The sequence below is a fragment of the Paracoccus albicereus genome, assembly GCF_024359525.1.
Lineage (GTDB): Bacteria > Pseudomonadota > Alphaproteobacteria > Rhodobacterales > Rhodobacteraceae > Paracoccus > Paracoccus albicereus.
This window is the reverse complement of sequence record NZ_JAKZEU010000002.1, coordinates 1,032,336-1,050,147: the sequence shown is the minus strand read 5'-3', so window position 1 is coordinate 1,050,147 and position 17,812 is coordinate 1,032,336. Positions and strand designations below refer to the sequence as shown.

The following is a 17,812-nucleotide window of genomic DNA, read 5'->3' as shown; positions in this document are numbered from 1 at the left end:
CGGCTCGGATAGTCGCCGTGGCTCTGCTTGTGCTGACATGGCTGCCGGACTGGCCTGCAAGGCTCGGTCCGTTTCCGGGTCACATGCTGCGCCACATGGTGCTGGTGGCCGTCGCCGCCCCGCTGATCGTTCTGGGTTGGCCCGCACTGTCTCGCCTGGCGCCCTCGATCATGGTGGCGGTCGTGTTGGAGGCTGTCATCGTCTGGAGCGCGCATCTTCCGCAGCTACACGCCGCGACAAGGCTTGCCCCACATGCCCTGGTGATGGAACAGGCGCTGTTTCTGATCGCCGGGCTGGCGGTTTGGTCGGGCGCATTACACGCCGGATCGGCGCTTGCAGGCGCGGGCGGGCTTTTGCTGACATCGATGCACATGACGATGCTGGGCACGATCCTGATCCTTGCGCCCAGCGATATCTATGCCGCGTTTTGCGGCACGGCACCGGATCTTCACGGGCAACAGATCGGTGGCATCCTGATGCTGGCGATCGGGACGCCGATCTATCTTCTGGCCGGCCTCTGGCTCAGCGGTCGGGCATTGCAAGGGAGCCGGGCATGATCGATCCGCGCCGACTCATTGAGAACCTAGGACTGAAAGGCGTGCGCGACCTGACGATTTTGATCGTCGTGCTGGTGCTGGGATTTGCGGGCGCGGTCGTCGGGGTCGGGCTCTACAACGTGTCGGCCAGGGCGGATCACTTTCCCGGGGTCACCTGGGTTCTGCACACGACCTTTCGTAACTCGGTCAGCTTGCGGGCTGACGAAACGCCCCCTGACGATCTGTCCACACCGGGGATGATCTCACTTGGCGCCGGGCATTACGAACAGGCCTGCGCAGAGTGTCACGCGCGTCCGGGCGGCCAGCAGGACGCGACCGTGGAGGAGATGCTTCCGCGACCGCCGAAACTCTTCTCGACTGAACTGTCGCGGTGGTCCGCATCCGAGCTTCACTGGATCGTGTACAATGGCGTGAAGATGAGCGGGATGCCCGGTTGGCCTGCCGAGCGCACGGACGACGTCTGGCCGATCGTGGCCTTCCTGCGTTCGGCGGGCGAGATGACACCCGAGAATTATGCTGCGGCCACGGGGGGTGAGGAACGCGGTCGCTGCGCGATGTGTCATGGTGCGGAAGGTGTCTCGACCAACCCGCAAATACCTCGGCTCGATATCCTGTCTTCCGAGTATGTCGCACAAAGCCTGCGCGCCTATCGCGAGGGCGGGCGTGACAGCGCGATCATGGCGCAGGCCGCTCGGGCGCTGGACGACCAGACCATCGAGCGCCTAGCCAACAGCTTTGACGCTCTCGGTCCCTCGGGTTCGGATGGGATTGTGGATGCCAAGCAGGTTCTGCGGGGCAGGGCACTTGCGAACGCCGAGGGCGAGGGTCGCACACCGTCATGCAGTGCCTGTCACGGCCCTTGGCAGCATAGGCTGAATGAGGCCTTTCCGTCGCTGTCAGGCCAGCATGCCCCTTATCTGGCGGCACAATTGCGGTTGTGGCGCGACGGGCCGAGGGGCGGTGGGCAGGCAGCGGAGCTGATGCACCATGCGGCCGAGAACCTGACCGACAACGAGATTGCGGCGCTCGCGTCCTACTACGCGTCGCGCGACCCTGCGCCGATCAATCCTTAGTCCTGTCAGGCTCGGCGCCGGCGCGGTGGATCCGCGCCTTCAATGATTCCGGCAGGACGCCGGACAGCATCGTGATGACCTTGCTGGTGAAACCGGGAACGACGCCGCTTTCGCCCGCCATCATTGCGTCATAGCCTGCGCGCGCGACCTCGCCAGGATCATCCTTTTCACGAGCCGTGATCGGGGCATCCTGAAGACGATTCCGATCACGGGTGAAGATCGGCGTTTCGGTCGGCCCAGGCATCAGGCAGGTCAGCGTAACGCCACTGTCCTTCCATTCGTCGTGAAGCGCGTAACAAAGGCTGTCTAGATAGGCTTTCGTCGCGTTGTAGACCGCGGCGAACGGCCCCGGCGCGAAGCCGCCGATTGAAGCGGTGACGAGGATCCGGCCTTGTCCGCGGTGGGCCATCTTGCGGCCCACACGATGCAGCGCCAGCGTGGTCTGTATCGTGTTCAGATCGATGCGGCGGCGGATCTCGGCCCAGTCCTGTTCATGGAAGGCATCCCCCAAGGCGCGCCCAGCATTGGCGAAGAACAGATCGATGTCCCGATCTGCGATCCGGGACCACATTTCTTCGAAGCCCTTTCGCGCGGACAGGTCGATGTTCATGGTCTCCACTGACGCTCCCAGCCGGCGAAGCTTGTCGGCGGCATCCTCGATTTCAGGCTCGTCGGCGCAGATGAGCAAGGCGTGTCCGTCCTCTGCAGCGCGCCGCGCGAGTTCGTAACCGATGCCACTCGATGCACCCGTTATGACAGCAAAGCGTTCATGCATCTTTTTCGTCCTCCGGCTCAGCCATGTCGCGATGCATGCGCGCCAGCATCTCGGCGGGAAGGACGCCCGACAGCGTCGCCTGAACCTTGTTCATGAAGCCCGGCGTGACCCCCGACCGGCCGCGCTTCATCGCCTGCCAGCCGGCATGTGCGACCTCTACCGGATCGGCCTTGTCACCTTGTCCGATTTTGGTGTCTTCCATGTGGGCACGGTGGAAGAATTCGGTCTCGGTCGGGCCCGGCATCAGGCAGGTCACCGTGATGCCGCTGTCCCTCAGCTCGCCTCGGATGCCCCATGACAGCGTGTCGAGATACGCTTTGGTGGCGTTATAGACGGCCTGATAGCTGCCGGGCATCAGTCCCGCGATGGAACCGACAATCAGGATGCGGCCGGACCCGCGCGGAAGCATCACGCGGACCGAGCGATGCAGAAGATCTGTCGTCCCGTTCATGTTGGTGCGCAAGACGCGTTCGATGGCGTCCCAGTTCTGATCCAGAAAGGCATGACCCAGGCCGCGACCAGCATTTGCTGCCAGCACATCGATGGCCCGACCATTAAGCGCACCCCATAACCTGTCCGCGCCTATGGCCGTCGCCAGGTCGGCCTGGACCGTATCGACCGTCTGACCATCCTTCCGCAGGATCTCGGCCGCCCGGACGATTTCAGGCTCGTCGGCCGCGATCAGCAGATCGTAGCCGTCATCGACCGCGCATCGGGCCAGTTCCAGCCCGATGCCAGAGGATGCGCCTGTGACGACAGCCAGACCAGTGCTCATGAAGCGGCCCCGGTCCCGGGCTTCAAGACGACCTTGGTCCATTCATTCTGCTTGTAACGGAAGTTCTCGTAGCCTCGGGCAGCGTCTTCCAGCGGCAGGCGGTGCGAGATCAGGAAGGTCGTATCGATCTCGCCCTCGCCGATCTTATGCAGCAGATCCTTGGTGTATCGCTGGACATGGGTCTGGCCTGTGCGGACCTGCACGCCCTTTTCCATCAGCGCGCCCAGCGGGAACTTGTCGAGGAAGCCGCCGTAGACGCCGGGGATGGAAATTCGTCCTCCCTTGCGGACCGCCATGATCGCTTCACGCAGCGCATGGGCGCTGTCGGCACCGATGCCGACATGCTGCTTGATGTTGTCAAAGATCGTGTCGGGGGCGAAGCCATGCGCCTCCATCCCGACGGCATCGATCACCGCATCAGGTCCGATGCCGCCAGACATGGCCATAAGCGTTTCGAGTACGGGGGTCTGCTTGAAGTCGATGACATCCGCCCCGAGGTCTCGGGCAAGGTTCAGCCGGGTCGGGTATTCGTCGATCGCGATCACCCTTCCTGCGCCCATGGCCAGCGCCGACTGCACGGCGAAAAGACCAACCGGACCGCAGCCCCAGACCGCGACGACATCGCCTTCTTCGATGTCGGCATTTTCAGCTGCCATCCATCCTGTGGGCAGGATGTCGGACAGGAACAGGACCTTGTCATCCTCCAGCCCGTCCGGAATGACCAGCGGTCCCACATCGCTGTAAGGAACCCGCACATATTCCGCCTGACCGCCGGGATATCCGCCCGTCAGGTGGGAATAGCCGAAAAGACCGCCCATCGCGTGACCGTAAAGCGGTTCGCTCAGATCCTGCTTGTCGGCCGGGTTCGAATTGTCGCATGCGGAATATTGCTGTCGCTCGCAAAAGAAGCACTTGCCGCATGAGATCGTGAAGGGAACGACGACGCGCTGTCCCTTTTTCAATGTACTCGCCGGTCCCGTCTCGACCACTTCGCCCATGAACTCATGCCCAAGGACGTCGCCGGAGATGAGACCGGGGATGACCCCATCGTAGAGGTGAAGGTCGGAGCCGCAGATCGCGGTGGACGTCACCTTGATGATCGCGTCGCGGGGGTTCACGATCTCGGGATCGGGGACTGTCTCGACGCGAACGTCGTGTTTGCCTTGCCAGGTGAGTGCGCGCATCGCTTCGTCCTCATTTCTTCCGATTGTGGTTCGTGGCGATCTCTCCGGTCTCGAACAGCATCTTCAGCCGTTTCAGATCCCGGCGGCCCTGGATCGCGGGCTCTTTCTGGAATGCCTTTGCGATCCAGCGCCCGACCTCTCCATAGGGCGGCACGTAGGCGATGACCGCCTCGACTTCCGTCCCGCGACCGGGTGCGGCATCGCGGAAGGTCACCTTGCCATGTGTTTCGATGTCGGACGCTTCGGTCGAGCGCCAGGCAATCTGTTCGTTCTGCTTGTCGTTGACGATTCGCGTCTCAACCCGCACCGGACCCATCGGAGCGGGGATCGACCACGACGTGACGTCGCCCGAAACGGCGACGTCCCTGACATTTTCCATGAAGCTTGGCAGGTTCGAAAAATCACGCCAGAAGGCGTAAAGATCCGACCGCGGCGCGTTGATCAGGACCGACCGCCCGACCACGGCATAGGGATCGCGGCCGTTCCGTCCCAATCGTCCCGGGGCACTATCGGGCGGACGGTGCGCGACACGATTGCGACCCTGCGTCTGGTAGAATGCAAAGGCTGCTGCGCCTGCCAGCGCGGCCACACCCAAGGCTATCAAGCCGTTGCCGGTATTTCTGTTTCGGTGATGGTGATGAGACATCTGGCCCTCATATGAAAACGCCGGCGCGCTAACAGGCCGGGTCGCCAAATGTTCCAGAGCTAATGTGCGGTGACCGTGGATCAGAGGCGACCTGCCTCTGTTGCCCCCCTCAATTCCAACGGGATCGGACTGACCGCCGCTTCAGGAGGCGATTTCAGTTGCGATGAGACCGGCCACGGCGGCCGCATCCACAGGCTTTTCTAGCCGCGTGTGCGATTGGAAGCGGGCAGGGATCGCGACGGCATCGTAGCCCGTCATGAAGACGAGCCTGCAGCGCTTTTCGCAGAGACGATCGGCGACCGGAAAGGCAGTCGTGCCGTCCAAATTGATGTCGAGGATCGCGGCATCCAGTTCTGGATGGTCGTCTATCAGGTTCAACGCCGACTCGACCGACGGGGCGGGTCCGACGACAGTGGCGCCGCGCTCTTCGAGGGCAAGCTGCAGCGCGACCGCGATGAGATATTCATTCTCGACAACGAGGACGCTACGACCGGTCAACGATGGTTCAGTCATGGCTGACATCCTCTTGAACGGTGGACGACGCTCGGATGGCAATCGTGCAGTGAACCCCGTCGGGAAGCAGTTCGTATGTCGTCTTGGCGTTCAACTGATAGGGAAGCGCCTTTTCGATCAGCTCTCGGCCGTGACCGGCCCCGATCTTGCCGGATAGTTCCTTGTCCAGCACCACGCCACGTTCATGCCAGTCGATATGCAGCCACGGCTGCCCCGACGTGCTTGCTTGTTCGACGTGCCAGGAAATCCTGAGCCTTGCATCGGGTTGCGACAACGCACCGTACTTGACGGCATTCGTTGCCAATTCGTGGATCGCCAACGCCAGCGTCTGGACCGAGGACGATCTGAGACGAACCCCGGACGGACCATCGATCTCGACCTCGTTCGCGCTTCCATCCAAGGCTGCGAGTTCGGTCCGGATCAGTTCGTCAAACGTGACCCGGTCCGCATCGTCGAGGCGCGAGAGCAATCCCTGAACGCGCGACAACGCTTCAAGCCGATCGCCGAACCGTTCGCGAAACTCTTCAAGATCTTTACTCGACCGGGCGAACTTGTCGGTCATCGACCGGACGACTGCCAGAAGATTGCGGGTACGGTGCTGCAATTCGGCGACGAGGACCTGCTGTCTTTCCTGCATCTGACGCAGATCATCGACGTCGGTCGACGTGCCCAACCATTCGACGATCTCACCGTTATCGTCGCGGACGGCGGTGGCGCGGGTCTGGAACCAGCGATATCGCCCCTCATGTGCATTGAAGATGCGATAATCGGCGCGAAATGCAGACCGGTCGGAGGCTTCTTGCCATGCTGTTTCGGCAGCGCCTCGATCGTCGGGATGGACCATGTCCAGCCAGCCTTCACCGTGGCTGTCGGCCTCGGCCTGTCCCGTGAAGGCGACCCATTGGGGACTGGCCCATGTCCAATAGCCTTTTCCGACCGCGCGCCAGATCAGTTGGGGGACCCCTTCGATCAGCGCCCTGGTTCGCCCTTCGCTCTGCGCCAGAGCTTCATCGGCTTTGATCCGTTGCGTGACGTCGCGGAAGAGGACGGCGATGTGCTCGGGCAACGGGGCCGCAGTCGCTTCGATCTCGTACCATCGATCCATCACCGCAACGTGGACGGTCATGCTCTGCGGCTCGCCTGTGTCCGCGACGATCCGGTAGCGCTCCATGATCGAGTCCTCGACGCCTGGGACCAACTGACGCATCGTCATGCCGGTGGGATCGTCGCAACCGACCTGGCGCAGAAAGGCCGGGTTCGCCGCGAGATAACGGAAATCGATCGGCTCGCCCGGAAGTCGTTCGCAAATGCAGAAGCCTTCCCGGATCGTGTCGAACAGCGCTCGGTAGCGGTTGTCGCTTTCGCGTCTGGCCGCCTCGGCGCATTTCTGACGAGTGATGTCGCTGGCGGTTCCGAACCATTCCACGATCTCGCCATCTCGGCCCAGCATCGGCACGGCACGCGAATGCGCCCAGCCTGTGCTGCCATCCGCGCGTCGGACGCGATGCTCCATCTCGAACGGCTGCTTCGATTGAATGGCCGTATCGATCTCTGACCGGATGCCGGGCTGATCCTCGACAAGAATGTACCGATCTTCCCAATTCGACAGCGTCGCCGTGACATCCGCAAGAAAACCGCCACCGATAAGTTCGCGCATCTCGGTCCAGTCGGGTGTCATCCGAAAGATCGCGTCGGCTGTCGCGTGAGTCAGGGCACGGAACCGTTCCTCGCTGATCCGCAGCCGCTGATCGGCCTGATGCTGGGCCGTCACGTCGATGAAGATCACCACGACACCTTCGATCCGGTCCTCGACCGTCCGGTAGGGTCGCAGCCGCATCATCAGCCATCGTCCGTCCTCGGACTGGGCTTCGCGCTCGATGGGGGCGAGGTTGCGCAGAACCGCAAGCGCATCATCGGCCAAGCCCCTGTAATCGAGGCGATGGGTGAAATCGGTGATGCTGCGACCCACATCGGGTTCGGTGACGTTGAAAACGTCGGCCACGCGGGGCGTGAACATGCGGATGCGCAGTTTCTGGTCAAGGAACAGCGTGCCGATGTCCGTTGCCGCGACGATGTTTTCCAGATCGCTGTTGGCTGCGCCGATGGATTCGAGCTTGGTCTTAAGCTCGGAATTGACGGTCTTCAGCTCTTCGTTCATCGACTGAAGCTCTTCCTTAAAGGTCTCAAGTTCCTCGGAGGTCGAGCGGTATTCTTCGTTGATGGACTGCAATTCCTCGTTTGCGACACGGAGATCCTGAATCGCGGTCTCGTTCTCGGAGCGAGAGGCAGCCAATCGCGATTCCAGCGCGACAAGGTCTTGTCTCAGCCGATTAACCTCGCCTTGACCCTCGCTGCCCTCGGGCGGCTGATCTGCCTCAAGTGCTGCGCCACCGTCCATGAACAGCACGATCGCATGAGATGGCGGCTGATCCGCGGCCTGAATGACCGGTGCCACATGCATGACCACGCGCCGATGCGAGCCGTCGAGCAGGACCGAAATCGGACTGGTCAGCGTGGGTTGCCCTTGGTCGAGCGCCGCACGAAGGGCGCTGCGCAGGTCGAGGCGAAGTTCGGTTCGAACCAGGTCCGCAAGATCGCTGCTGACCGGACCGGCCGAGGCCAGCAGGAAGCGGGCCGCGTTCTGTGACAAATGCAAGGCCTGTCCGGCCCTGTCGACCAGGATGCTGGGCGGCGACGTTTTTTCAAGCGTATCGATATGAACCGCTCCGATCGAACGATCGCGTTGCTGCCGCTGCTCGCGATAGGGCTGCTCCACCTCGGTCAAACGATGCTCGACCGGCATCCGCGACATGAGTGGGATCTTGCGGCTCGCCTGCGTTCGCGCGCGATAAAGCCTGGCTTCACGGTTGATCGGCGAAAACAGGTCCGGCGTCGCGTCGGTCGTTTCGGCAGATCCCAGGAAAAGCAGACCGCCGGGGGTCAGACCATAGGCGAACAGGGCGCAAACCTCTCGCTGAAGCTGGCGTTCCATGTAGATCATCAGGTTGCGGCAAAAGATGAGATCAAGCCGCATGAAGGGCGGGTCCTTGATCACGCTGTGCGATGCGAACAGCACGATATCGCACACTTCCTTCTTGATGCGGTAGTGAAGGCCCTCTTTCACGAAGTACTGCCTCAGGCGGTCTTCACTGACATCAACCTCGATGGATGCCGGGTAACGTCCCTGCCGCGCGGTCCCAAGGGCGCCCTCGTCAAGATCGGTTGCGAAGATCTGGATGGGAACGAAGTCCTTTCGCCGTGACGCTTCCTCCAGCAGCAGGATCGCAAGGCTATAGGCCTCTTCGCGGGTGGCGCAGCCCGCGACCCAGGCCCGTATGCCTTCGTCGCCGACGTTGTCGAACAGGCTGGAAATACCTTCGCGCGCCAGAATCTCATAGGCTTGAGGATCGCGGAAGAACGACGTCACGGAAATCAGCAGATCACTGAACAGCTCCTGTGCTTCTTCAGGGTTTTCGACCAGATAATCTGCGTAGGCCGAAATGCTCGTGTTTCGTGTGACCTGCATCCGGCGCATGACCCGACGCATCACCGTCGCGCGCTCTTGAAAAATCGTGTCCGGTTCGCGCCCGCAGGAACCCGACGATGCCTTGCAGATGTCGGTCGGCGATGTCGTGGCTGAGCGAACGGACCGCATCCTTGCTTTGAACAACTTCGATCAGACGCTCGACAAGCCGCGGGATCGGGGCGACGAAGTCCGCTACGCCGGTTGCGACCGCGCTGCGGGGCATCATCTGGAATTCGGCGTCCGCCGGGTCCTGGACGAAGACGACGGCACCGGCCTCTTTCATTGCGCGGATGCCCAGGGCGCCGTCTGATCCCGCGCCTGACAGCACGACAGCGATCCCATCGCCACGACCGTTGGCGACCGACCTGAAGAACATGTCGATCGGTGCGCGCTGCCCGCGCGTGTCGGGGAATGGATGCGACGCGATGTTATTGCCTTCAAGGACCAGTTGCTGATCCGGTGCGATGACATAGACCTGATCCGGCTTCAGGATCGGGGTGTCGCTGACCTGGTGGACGGGCATGTCGATTTGCGAGACCGAGGATCTCGCTCAGCGAACTGGGCTGATCGGGCGAGAGGTCGATGATCACGACATACGCGATGCCCAGATCCGTGGGAATACTCTGGAAGAAGCGTCTCAGCGCCGCGACCCCACCCCGAGGCGCCGATCCCGCAAACGGGGATGCTTTGAAATGCGGGGTCCCGATCCTGCGCCATGAAACCGTCCTTGTCGGGGAGAGATTGAGGATCTTCATCCTGCGGATTGCTGGTCCGATCATACCGACATGCGCCGACTTTGCACGCCGGTTCCGCCATGAAGCCGGACGGGGCCGTCGTGACAGCCGTCAGGGACACGGCAAAATAATCGTTAATCTCGCGAACATTTCCTCCGAACGCCTGTTTACGCGCCGCACCTCTTCGGAGGGCAGCCAATTCAGGAGGACCCGATGGCACGCTACGATGAAAACGATCGCAACTGGGACCAACGCATGCAGCAGGATGACCGGCAACGGTCGCGCGGCCAGGGCGGCTACGGCTATGACGACGACCGCGGTGGACGCTCGGGCAATCGATATGACGTCGGATACGGCGATGGAGGCCGCTTCGGCGACGCGTCCGGTCAGGGCGCGAGCGGCGGTTATGACGACGACATGCGCCGCGGCTCGTCCGCCGGTTATGGTCAGGACGATTGGAGCGGCGGTCGCGAGGACCGCTTCGGCATCAGAGGCGACCGTTCCCGCGGTCGCGACGTTTACGGGATGGGATCATCCTACGAGGCGCGCTACGGCAGCGCTGACATCGGCCAGTACGGGGACGGCGGCGACATGCGTCAGGCCGGATCCTACGGCGGCACCCGCGGCGACTACGAAGGCATGTATCGCGGATCGCATCTTTGGCAGGACGATGGTCGGCAAGGAAATGACCGCGTCGGCCGAAATTCCCAGAGTGGGGAGCATCGCGGTCGCGGACCCAAGGGCTATGCGCGGTCGGACGAACGGATCCGCGAGGACGTCTGCGACCACCTGTCAGACGACGGCTCGCTCGATGCCTCCGACATCGAGGTCGAGGTCAGCGATTCAGAGGTGACCCTTTCGGGGCATGTCGAAAGTCGTCGGGACAAGCGTCGCGCCGAAGACTGCGCCGATGCCGTGTCAGGTGTCAGGCATGTCCAGAACAATCTGCGCACGAAGGATTCGCAGGGTGCTGGTTCGACGTCCGGTGACAGCGCGTCCCGGTCCGGCGGCACGGTGTCCAGCTGAACTGAACGGTCCGGCCCATCGTCGGGCCGGACCACCCTCATGAACGGAGACCGACATGGCGATGATGACGAATATCAGCTCGCTCGACGAATTGTATACACACCAGCTTCAGGACATATATTACGCGGAAATGCAGATCCTGAAGTCCCTGCCGAAGATGATCGAGAATGCGCGGAACGATCGACTGAAGTCAGGGCTGGAAAAGCACCTGAGAGAAACGGAGACCCACGTCGAACGGTTGGAAGAGGTCTTCAGCCTGCACGGCGAAAAGGCCAAGGCCGTCGAATGCCCGGCGATCGACGGCATCATCGAGGAAGCCGATCATCTGGCAGGCGAGGTTGAGGAGGGCGATGTACTTGATGCTGCGATCATCGCCTCGGCACAGGCGGTCGAGCATTACGAGATCACGCGTTACGGAACACTCGTGGCCTGGGCGCAAGAGCTTGGGTATGACGACGCGGCCAGCCTGCTGCGTCAGAACCTTGATGATGAGTATGGCGCTGATCAGACGCTGAACGATCTTGCGCAGGAACGGATCAACCGTCGCGCAGGCTGAACGGATCACGCCGCCGACTGACGCTTGTAAACCGGGGCACGGGCGGCCCCGGTCAAAATCCTGTTTGAACATGTCCGCCGCACACACACCATTGTGAAAATAGCATCGCGCCCGACCTTCTTGTTCGAGTTGCAAACGAGGCCGGCTTTTCGCTAAATCAACGCTATGACCGAGAAACATCATTTCGAAAAAGATAACCACGAGATCGGATTGGCCTTGTCTCGAACGATGGACGAGATTCGATCAGAACCCGTCAGCGAGCGGATGAAGGTCTTGGCCAAAACCTTGCAGGCTGCGCTGGACAAAGCATCTCTGAACGGCAAGTCCTAAGCCATTTTGCTTTTGGTTCCCTGATATTTGTTACTGTCTCAACCGTATTAACTGCGGCAAAGGCATGTTTAGTGTGGCTCCAAAGGGGGAGCCATGTCAGACGACATTCTGAGCCATATTCCGTCCCTACGCGCCTATTCGCGGGTATTATGCCGAAATAGGTCTGATGCCGAAGATCTCGTTCAGGAAACGCTGCTTCGGGCGATTGAATATGCACATCAATACAAGCCGGGTACGAATCTTCGCGCCTGGATGTTCAAGATCATGCGCAACCTGTTCTTCACCCAATGCCGAAAATCGGCACGTGAAAGGACAGGAAGCACCGATTGCGCGTCCGAGCGTGTCAGCGTCGGTCCGGGCCAAGAGTGGCACATGATGGCGCTGGAAGTTCGCGGCGTGCTCGACAAGATGCCGGCCCATTACCGCGAGACGATCGTGTTGGTTGGCGCGCTGGGGGTGAGCTATATCGACGCCGCAGAACTGCTGGATTGTGATATCGGCACGATCAAGAGCCGCATGAATCGTGCGCGCAGCATCCTTCGGATGGAGCTGGAACTCGAATTCTAGCAAGGCGCCCCGAACTCAGGACGTGACTGGACGTGCCGGTCAGGTCGGGCACCCTTATCCCGCCGCACAGCCGCGGCGGTTTCGTCCTGGCGGTGGGGCCGCTCCGGTCATCTCTCTCAGCGCCGCGTCGATGTCTTCAGGCAGATAGAGGTAATCCCACTCGAAATGGCCAGCTTTCAGCAGCGCAGCAAAATTCGGAACGTGAACACGCCCCGACACCCAGGTGCAAACATTCTCCTCACGCAACTCGCCCAGCATGCGGTTGGCGTGGACGGATGTGATGCCGCAGGCTTCTGACAGATCGACCTGGCTCAGCGGCATGTCGAACCCGTCCGGCCCGCACAGGCCCCGGGCGAACAGGCGAACCATCATCTCGCTCAGGAAGTTTGCGACCTTCGCGCGTCCCATGAGGCGGCCAAGCCGGAACATGCCGTAACGAATGATCGCGGCATCCATCATCGCGACGCGCCACAGCTTGTCGTAAAGGTCCGGATGGCTGTCGCGAAGATCGGCAATCTTATGATGCTCGGTCGGAAGCACCGTGACGCTGTTGATGGATTCGATGTCATGGTCCAGCCGTCCCAGATAATAGCCGGGAAGATCGATCATATCCCCCGGGATCTGCTGGGACAGGAACTGCCGCCGTCCGAACCGGTCCTTGCGGTAACGTGCCACGAAGCCTTCACTGAGGTAAAGCGACTGATGCGTCGGACGATAGGCCTGGACGATGGGTTTTCGCGGACCGAAGGTCAGTGATCCGGATTGCAGCGCCATCAGATACTGGCTTTCTGCCGGGGTGAATATGTCCGGATAGGCGTCTTTGGGTTCGATCTTGTCCATGGCTGTCTCGGTCTTGCCGTTATCAGAGGCGCTTTAGATGCTCGGCCGAGGCTGGGTCGACTTTACGGTGAGCGATCAGCGTCTTGGCGCTGAAACCGCTCAACCTCGTCGCCGAAGCCTTTCCGACGCAGCGCGAAAACTGACGACCTGCCGAAATGTTCCCGATCAACGGCCTTGCGCTTGGCGGTCGCTTTCGAATTTCACGTGTCACCGCGGGAACATATGGGCGAGCCGGCCGTTCAATGACCCACAACCCTTAAACCATTTTCAACGGCCTGCGGTTGATCGTCGGTTGACCGATGTCGAAACATCTGCAGCGTCTCTGAGACCGCTGGTGGTCCGACTTTCCGCAGTCCGTCATTCTTGCCCGTATCTGTTTCGTCCTGGCTGGGTTTCGGGACGGACGGTGGGTCACGGCGACATGGCGGTTTGCGGCGCATTCGCTCTCCTGGCATGCTTTTCCCTCATGGCATGTCGAATGCGCCATGGCAAAAATCGCCTCGCCGTGACCACGCTGTCATCGCTGAGAGAAAGGTCTCAGCGAGATGGTGAGCCACTCTACTGAAAGGACCTCCATGCAGATCGAGCTTCTGGTGAACGTCGCATTGTCGGCGGCAGCCATGTATATCGCAATCGTCGTGCTCATCCGGCTGTCCGGTAAGCGCTCGACTTCGCAGATGAACAATTTTGACTGGGTCGTCACCGTCTCGATCGGCTCGATCATGTCGTCGGGGGCGCTGTTGAAGGATGTCGGTGTCCTTCAGGCACTGACCGCCATCGCTGTGCTGTTGGGCCTGCAGTGGGTCGTGACGAAAATATCGACACGATCGAACCGATTTTCGGATCTCATTCGCGCCGATCCGGCGATCCTCGTCGAAAATGGCACATTCTGCGAGGACTCGATGCGCCGCGAGCGCGTCACACGGTCCGAGATCCTCAGTGCCGCGCGTCAGGCAGGTTGCCTCGATCTGGACTCGGTCAAGTGGGTGATTTTGGAATCCGATGCGAAGATGAGCGTCATCCGGAAAAGCGATCTTCCGGCAGATGCGTCCAAGCCTGCCGAGGCGCGGCCATGCCTGGACGCGTGAGCGAAATGATCGGCGCGCTTAGAGGATCGCGACGAGGACGACACCGATCGCGGCGATTGCGACAAGACCGATGAAGACGAAGAACTTCCGCGGATCGTCCCGCACCTGATCGTCCAGATCCTCCTTCGGTTCATCAGACGTCTCGGAGACGACTTCCTGCTCCATCGCCCGTTCGACCTGTTCGGGCGAGTTGGGATGGCCGGACGCCTCGTCATCCGTTCCCAGCGGGGCAGAGGCGGGGTCCCGGTGATCGACCTTGTCCGCCGTGCGACCTGAATCAATGGCCTCTCGCAGCGCGCCGGTATTGGGTTTCGTCGGTTCAGCCATGATAGGATCCTCGCCTGTTTCAGGCCTGTTTCAGGCCTGTTTCGGTTGTCCGTTCGACGCCATCAGACCGCCATCGACGGGCAGGATGACACCTGTCACGAACCGCGCGTCCTGTGACGCGAGATAGGCAATGGCGGCGGCGATATCTTCGGGCTCGCCGGGACGGTCCATCGGAATGCGGTCCATGAACTGATCAAGCAGACGGGAATCGTCGAACATGTCCTTGGTCATGCCGGTCCGCGTTAATGTCGGGGCGACGGCGTTGATGCGAACGCCACGCTGACCGTAATCCAGTGCCAGCGCGCGGGTCAGGTTGCTGATCGCGCCTTTGGCCAGATTGTAGACGCTCATCCCCCAGTCACCGCCCAACCCCGACACAGAGGAGGTGTTGACCACCGCGCCGCCCGTCTTGACCAAGTGAGGAAGGGCTGCGCGACAAGCGAAAAAGGTCCCGTCAATGATCGTACCGGTAACCTTGCGATAATCCTCGGTGCTGATTTCGGTGATGTCGCCCTGCACGGCGACCCCGGCGTTGTTCACGAGAACGTCGATCTGCCCGAAACGCTCGATAGACGCGTCGATCAGCGCCTGAACCTCACCCTCAACACTGACATCGGTGACCTGGATCAGGCTGGCGTCGCCATCCAGATTCGATGCGACACGCTGGAGTTCGCTTCGGGTACGCGAGGCCAAAACCACGTTCGCACCCTCCGCTGCCAAAAGTCGCGCCGTCGCCTCGCCGATGCCTGAACTCGCGCCCGTGATGATTGCTGTTTTGCCTGTGAAGCGGCCCATGTCCGGCCTCCTGCATTCATGTTGTCAGCAGGGCTAACCCGCGGAACGATGAAATGATCCTGCGAAACATTTCGAAATGCCGATCCCCGTGAAGAAGACGATTTCCACCTCATGCAGGAACATTTCTCGTTGCGGACCATTCTTCCGGCTGTCTCAAGCGGAGGATGTTTCATGACATCGACGATCAAAATCCTGTCCACGTCGGCGCTTTGCACGTTGCTTGCAGGCACCGCGTTCGCGCAATCGACAGACACGACCGCCGGAGCGAGCGGCGAAAAGAGCCCGGATACCGTGACCTGCGCCGAGATCATCGCGATGGACACGGCGCTTATCCCCGGCGCCCTATATTTCATCACGGGTTACGGTGAAGGACACCAGGCAAGCGGTGCGTCGATGTCCGACGCCGGTGCGGCATCCGCGGGGTCGGAAGCCGAGCAAGGCTCGACAGACGAGATGAATGGATCGTCGAGCGCAGGTGGTAATGCCGTTGCCGAGACGATGGCAAACGGTGTGGAAGGCGATACGACCGCGGCGACGTCTGGCAGTACCGACACCGGCGCCGGTACGGATCAGGCTGAAAGTGACGCTTCGGACGCGCAGAGCGCAGCGCCCGCCGCCGAGATGGCCGACAGCATAGAGCCGCAATCGTCCAGCGAGGCGACTGATGGCGCAATGAGCCAAGACGCCAGCGGTGCGGCCAGCAACACGCAAGCAGAGGTCGTTCGCATTACGGGACTCTACGAGATCCCGATCGAGGAAGTCGTCACGTTCTGCGGAGAAAGCCCCGACATGACAGCGATGGACGCAGTTCGCCAGCATGCCGCCGGCTCATCGGAAACGACCACTGATGAGGCCAGCGGAACCACGAACTGACAGATCGCGGATGTTCAGGAGTAATGAGTCTCGCCGCATACTTGCGCGGCGATCAAGATTGTAACCAGTGGCTGAATTCCGCCGTCTGACATAAGTCAACATGCAGGCGTGGCGCCCCTTCGATATCAAGGTCGGTGTCGAAGGGGCTGCCAACATGCGGATACTGCTAGTAGAAGACGAGTTCATGATCGCCGACAAACTTGTCGGTGAGATCCAAGATTTCGGAGACGACGTCGTCGGTCCGTTCGGGGATGTCGATGATGCGATCCACTATGTCGAATTTGCGGATGCGGCCATCCTGGATATCAAGGTCGGCGATGAAACCACATTCGCGGTCGCCGACGCGTTGAGGAACCGCGACACGCCATTTCTCTTCCTGACCGGTTATGGTCGGAGCCTGCTTCCACCACGGTTCGCGACCAATCCGCTTTTTTTCAAGCCGAGCCACGCGCATCCGCTTCTTGACGATCTTCACGCTCAGTCAAAGGCGATCTGCCCGGTTGAAAGTGCTGAGGACTTGATCGTGGAGCTGCTCGCCCGTGCGCGGATGAGCATGCCTGACAAGGATGCAGCCGAACGGCTGGCCGAGGCGGCCGTGCGCAAGGCGATCAACGAGATTGACAAGGGTCGTTCTCTGACCAGCGTCGGTGAGCTTCTCAGGCGCAAGCTGGAAGAAGAAATCCGGCTCCGCGCTGCGACCTATCTTCAGTAAGCACGGTGTCGCCGATGCGGCGAGCACCTGATCGCTGACCATCGCGGCAGTCATTCCATCCTCGGCCATCACGGAGTGAGCGGATCGCCGCCGAGTTGTTCTGTCTCGCCCCCGATGCGGGCTTTCGCTTGTGACAGTGCCACGAAGTGCCGGGCGCCGTTACCTTGGCAGCGCATGCTGGCTCACGCTCTTTTTCGCCATCAGGAACAAAAGACCGATGACCCCATTTGTGGGGCCGTCGACGTCCGCGCGAGAGCCTAGGGGCAGATTAATCCAAGCCAAAGCGCGACGTCTCCGGGGCGCCTAAGGTGCCTTTCACGAAACAGGAGAACAGATCATGACAACGCTGAAAGATCTCTACATCGAGGAACTGCAGGACCTGTGGTCGGCGAACGACCAGATGTCCGATGTGGTGTCCTCGCTTTCCGCCAAGGCTTCTGATCGCAAGCTCGCCGACCGACTGTCGTCCGCCAAGGACGGCATCGACGCACACAGCGACATGCTTCGGGGCCTGCTGCGCGACGCGGGTGGCGAAGAGAAGAGCGAGCATTGCAAGGGCATGGAAGGTCTGGTCAAGGAAGCGCGCAAGCACGCGCTTGATGGTGATCTCGAAGGTGCCGCGCTCGATGTTCAGATCATCGCCCAGTATCAGCGCATGTGCCATTACGGGATCGCCGGTTTCGGCACGGCGAAGGCTTTTGCCGAGGCTTTGGGTGAGAACGATGCTGCCGACCGTCTGGATGACGCGCTCGACAACATCTACGCGTCCGATGATTTCATGACCGAGCTTGCTGAACGCTCGCGCAATCTCGAAAGCATGGGCTGACGCGATCGTCCCGCGCGCCGTCAGGGTCGGTCACGACGGCTGGCGGCGCATGTCGGTCTGGAAGGGCTGTTTCCAGAGCGAAAACATTG

21 protein-coding genes are annotated in these 17,812 nt (G+C 61.1%); 10 read left to right on the top strand and 11 right to left on the bottom strand.

Annotated elements, in window-relative coordinates:
- Positions 1–17 precede the first annotated feature (17 nt).
- Both MLD63_RS08580 and MLD63_RS08575 read left to right on the top strand, forming a co-directional pair.
- Positions 18–557, top strand: coding sequence for a cytochrome c oxidase assembly protein (locus tag MLD63_RS08580; RefSeq protein ID WP_369696995.1), 540 nt, complete (start codon positions 18–20; stop codon positions 555–557).
- Positions 554–1,630, top strand: coding sequence for a c-type cytochrome (locus MLD63_RS08575; protein ID WP_255329441.1), 1,077 nt, complete (start codon positions 554–556; stop codon positions 1,628–1,630). The genes MLD63_RS08580 and MLD63_RS08575 overlap by 4 nt, the downstream gene beginning before the upstream one ends.
- Here MLD63_RS08575 and MLD63_RS08570 read toward each other — a convergent pair.
- The 8 genes from MLD63_RS08570 to MLD63_RS17970 all read right to left on the bottom strand — a co-directional run bounded on the left by MLD63_RS08570 (position 1,620) and on the right by MLD63_RS17970 (position 9,804).
- Entirely contained in the window at positions 1,620–2,405 is a 786-nt protein-coding gene (locus tag MLD63_RS08570; protein ID WP_255329440.1) for an SDR family NAD(P)-dependent oxidoreductase, read from the bottom strand. The genes MLD63_RS08575 and MLD63_RS08570 overlap by 11 nt on opposite strands.
- On the bottom strand, positions 2,398–3,180 hold the full coding sequence (locus tag MLD63_RS08565) for an SDR family NAD(P)-dependent oxidoreductase (protein ID WP_255329439.1): 783 nt from the start codon (positions 3,178–3,180) through the stop codon (positions 2,398–2,400). Before MLD63_RS08565 ends, MLD63_RS08570 begins: the two co-directional genes overlap by 8 nt.
- Entirely contained in the window at positions 3,177–4,364 is a 1,188-nt protein-coding gene (locus tag MLD63_RS08560) for a zinc-dependent alcohol dehydrogenase (RefSeq protein WP_255329438.1), read from the bottom strand. The genes MLD63_RS08565 and MLD63_RS08560 overlap by 4 nt, the downstream gene beginning before the upstream one ends.
- Positions 4,365–4,374: 10 nt before the next feature.
- Positions 4,375–5,010 (bottom strand): SRPBCC family protein, encoded by a 636-nt coding sequence (locus MLD63_RS08555; protein ID WP_255329437.1) that lies wholly within the window; start codon positions 5,008–5,010, stop codon positions 4,375–4,377.
- A gap of 141 nt (positions 5,011–5,151) precedes the next feature.
- On the bottom strand, positions 5,152–5,523 hold the full coding sequence (locus MLD63_RS08550) for a response regulator (RefSeq protein WP_255329436.1): 372 nt from the start codon (positions 5,521–5,523) through the stop codon (positions 5,152–5,154).
- Entirely contained in the window at positions 5,516–9,058 is a 3,543-nt protein-coding gene (locus MLD63_RS08545) for a CheR family methyltransferase (RefSeq protein WP_255329435.1), read from the bottom strand. Before MLD63_RS08545 ends, MLD63_RS08550 begins: the two co-directional genes overlap by 8 nt.
- Positions 8,988–9,572 (bottom strand): chemotaxis protein CheB, encoded by a 585-nt coding sequence (locus tag MLD63_RS08540; protein WP_255329434.1) that lies wholly within the window; start codon positions 9,570–9,572, stop codon positions 8,988–8,990. Before MLD63_RS08540 ends, MLD63_RS08545 begins: the two co-directional genes overlap by 71 nt.
- Positions 9,487–9,804 (bottom strand): chemotaxis protein CheB, encoded by a 318-nt coding sequence (locus MLD63_RS17970; RefSeq protein ID WP_369696994.1) that lies wholly within the window; start codon positions 9,802–9,804, stop codon positions 9,487–9,489. Before MLD63_RS17970 ends, MLD63_RS08540 begins: the two co-directional genes overlap by 86 nt.
- A gap of 192 nt (positions 9,805–9,996) precedes the next feature.
- On the opposite strand from MLD63_RS17970, the gene MLD63_RS08535 reads away from it, so the two are divergent.
- The 4 genes from MLD63_RS08535 to MLD63_RS08520 all read left to right on the top strand — a co-directional run bounded on the left by MLD63_RS08535 (position 9,997) and on the right by MLD63_RS08520 (position 12,262).
- A complete protein-coding gene (locus MLD63_RS08535; protein ID WP_255329433.1) occupies positions 9,997–10,809 on the top strand; it encodes a BON domain-containing protein in 813 nt (270 codons plus the stop codon).
- Between the two features lie 55 nt (positions 10,810–10,864).
- Complete coding sequence (locus MLD63_RS08530; RefSeq protein WP_255329432.1) at positions 10,865–11,365, top strand: YciE/YciF ferroxidase family protein; 501 nt, start codon at positions 10,865–10,867, stop codon at positions 11,363–11,365.
- A 165-nt stretch (positions 11,366–11,530) separates the two neighbouring features.
- Positions 11,531–11,695, top strand: a complete 165-nt coding sequence (locus MLD63_RS08525) for a hypothetical protein (protein WP_255329431.1) — start codon at positions 11,531–11,533, stop codon at positions 11,693–11,695.
- Positions 11,696–11,788: 93 nt separating this feature from the next.
- Entirely contained in the window at positions 11,789–12,262 is a 474-nt protein-coding gene (locus MLD63_RS08520) for a sigma-70 family RNA polymerase sigma factor (RefSeq protein WP_255329430.1), read from the top strand.
- Between the two features lie 54 nt (positions 12,263–12,316).
- Here MLD63_RS08520 and MLD63_RS08515 read toward each other — a convergent pair whose 3' ends face one another.
- Entirely contained in the window at positions 12,317–13,102 is a 786-nt protein-coding gene (locus tag MLD63_RS08515; RefSeq protein ID WP_255329429.1) for a Crp/Fnr family transcriptional regulator, read from the bottom strand.
- A gap of 575 nt (positions 13,103–13,677) precedes the next feature.
- Here MLD63_RS08515 and MLD63_RS08510 point away from each other — a divergent pair.
- Positions 13,678–14,190 (top strand): DUF421 domain-containing protein, encoded by a 513-nt coding sequence (locus tag MLD63_RS08510; RefSeq protein ID WP_255329428.1) that lies wholly within the window; start codon positions 13,678–13,680, stop codon positions 14,188–14,190.
- Between the two features lie 18 nt (positions 14,191–14,208).
- Here MLD63_RS08510 and MLD63_RS08505 read toward each other — a convergent pair whose 3' ends face one another.
- Positions 14,209–14,517 carry a hypothetical protein gene (locus MLD63_RS08505; RefSeq protein WP_255329427.1) on the bottom strand — a complete coding sequence of 103 codons (309 nt, stop codon included), beginning with the start codon at positions 14,515–14,517 and terminating at the stop codon, positions 14,209–14,211.
- Between the two features lie 30 nt (positions 14,518–14,547).
- Positions 14,548–15,312 (bottom strand): meso-2,3-butanediol dehydrogenase, encoded by a 765-nt coding sequence (gene budC, locus MLD63_RS08500; protein ID WP_255329426.1) that lies wholly within the window; start codon positions 15,310–15,312, stop codon positions 14,548–14,550.
- A gap of 171 nt (positions 15,313–15,483) precedes the next feature.
- Here budC and MLD63_RS08495 point away from each other — a divergent pair, with 171 nt between their 5' ends.
- The 3 genes from MLD63_RS08495 to MLD63_RS08485 all read left to right on the top strand — a co-directional run bounded on the left by MLD63_RS08495 (position 15,484) and on the right by MLD63_RS08485 (position 17,723).
- The gene (locus MLD63_RS08495; protein WP_255329425.1) at positions 15,484–16,185 is read left to right on the top strand and encodes a hypothetical protein; all 702 of its coding nucleotides are present in this window, start codon (positions 15,484–15,486) and stop codon (positions 16,183–16,185) included.
- Positions 16,186–16,285: 100 nt separating this feature from the next.
- Positions 16,286–16,897: a response regulator gene (locus tag MLD63_RS08490; RefSeq protein ID WP_255329424.1), complete on the top strand. Its 612-nt coding sequence runs from the start codon at positions 16,286–16,288 to the stop codon at positions 16,895–16,897.
- A 337-nt stretch (positions 16,898–17,234) separates the two neighbouring features.
- On the top strand, positions 17,235–17,723 hold the full coding sequence (locus tag MLD63_RS08485; RefSeq protein WP_255329423.1) for a YciE/YciF ferroxidase family protein: 489 nt from the start codon (positions 17,235–17,237) through the stop codon (positions 17,721–17,723).
- Positions 17,724–17,812 lie beyond the last annotated feature (89 nt).

Coding starts and splice junctions, on each gene's coding strand:
- MLD63_RS08525 (WP_255329431.1), top strand. CDS start 11,531: ATGACCGAGAAACATCATTTCGAAAAAGATAACCACGAGATCGGATTG.
- MLD63_RS08535 (WP_255329433.1), top strand. CDS start 9,997: ATGGCACGCTACGATGAAAACGATCGCAACTGGGACCAACGCATGCAG.
- MLD63_RS08555 (WP_255329437.1), bottom strand. CDS start 5,010: ATGTCTCATCACCATCACCGAAACAGAAATACCGGCAACGGCTTGATA.
- MLD63_RS08485 (WP_255329423.1), top strand. CDS start 17,235: ATGACAACGCTGAAAGATCTCTACATCGAGGAACTGCAGGACCTGTGG.
- MLD63_RS08540 (WP_255329434.1), bottom strand. CDS start 9,572: ATGCCCGTCCACCAGGTCAGCGACACCCCGATCCTGAAGCCGGATCAG.
- budC (WP_255329426.1), bottom strand. CDS start 15,312: ATGGGCCGCTTCACAGGCAAAACAGCAATCATCACGGGCGCGAGTTCA.
- MLD63_RS08495 (WP_255329425.1), top strand. CDS start 15,484: ATGACATCGACGATCAAAATCCTGTCCACGTCGGCGCTTTGCACGTTG.
- MLD63_RS17970 (WP_369696994.1), bottom strand. CDS start 9,804: ATGAAGATCCTCAATCTCTCCCCGACAAGGACGGTTTCATGGCGCAGG.
- MLD63_RS08550 (WP_255329436.1), bottom strand. CDS start 5,523: ATGACTGAACCATCGTTGACCGGTCGTAGCGTCCTCGTTGTCGAGAAT.
- MLD63_RS08505 (WP_255329427.1), bottom strand. CDS start 14,517: ATGGCTGAACCGACGAAACCCAATACCGGCGCGCTGCGAGAGGCCATT.
- MLD63_RS08565 (WP_255329439.1), bottom strand. CDS start 3,180: ATGAGCACTGGTCTGGCTGTCGTCACAGGCGCATCCTCTGGCATCGGG.
- MLD63_RS08560 (WP_255329438.1), bottom strand. CDS start 4,364: ATGCGCGCACTCACCTGGCAAGGCAAACACGACGTTCGCGTCGAGACA.
- MLD63_RS08520 (WP_255329430.1), top strand. CDS start 11,789: ATGTCAGACGACATTCTGAGCCATATTCCGTCCCTACGCGCCTATTCG.
- MLD63_RS08530 (WP_255329432.1), top strand. CDS start 10,865: ATGGCGATGATGACGAATATCAGCTCGCTCGACGAATTGTATACACAC.
- MLD63_RS08510 (WP_255329428.1), top strand. CDS start 13,678: ATGCAGATCGAGCTTCTGGTGAACGTCGCATTGTCGGCGGCAGCCATG.
- MLD63_RS08545 (WP_255329435.1), bottom strand. CDS start 9,058: ATGCGCCGGATGCAGGTCACACGAAACACGAGCATTTCGGCCTACGCA.
- MLD63_RS08570 (WP_255329440.1), bottom strand. CDS start 2,405: ATGCATGAACGCTTTGCTGTCATAACGGGTGCATCGAGTGGCATCGGT.
- MLD63_RS08515 (WP_255329429.1), bottom strand. CDS start 13,102: ATGGACAAGATCGAACCCAAAGACGCCTATCCGGACATATTCACCCCG.
- MLD63_RS08490 (WP_255329424.1), top strand. CDS start 16,286: ATGCAGGCGTGGCGCCCCTTCGATATCAAGGTCGGTGTCGAAGGGGCT.
- MLD63_RS08575 (WP_255329441.1), top strand. CDS start 554: ATGATCGATCCGCGCCGACTCATTGAGAACCTAGGACTGAAAGGCGTG.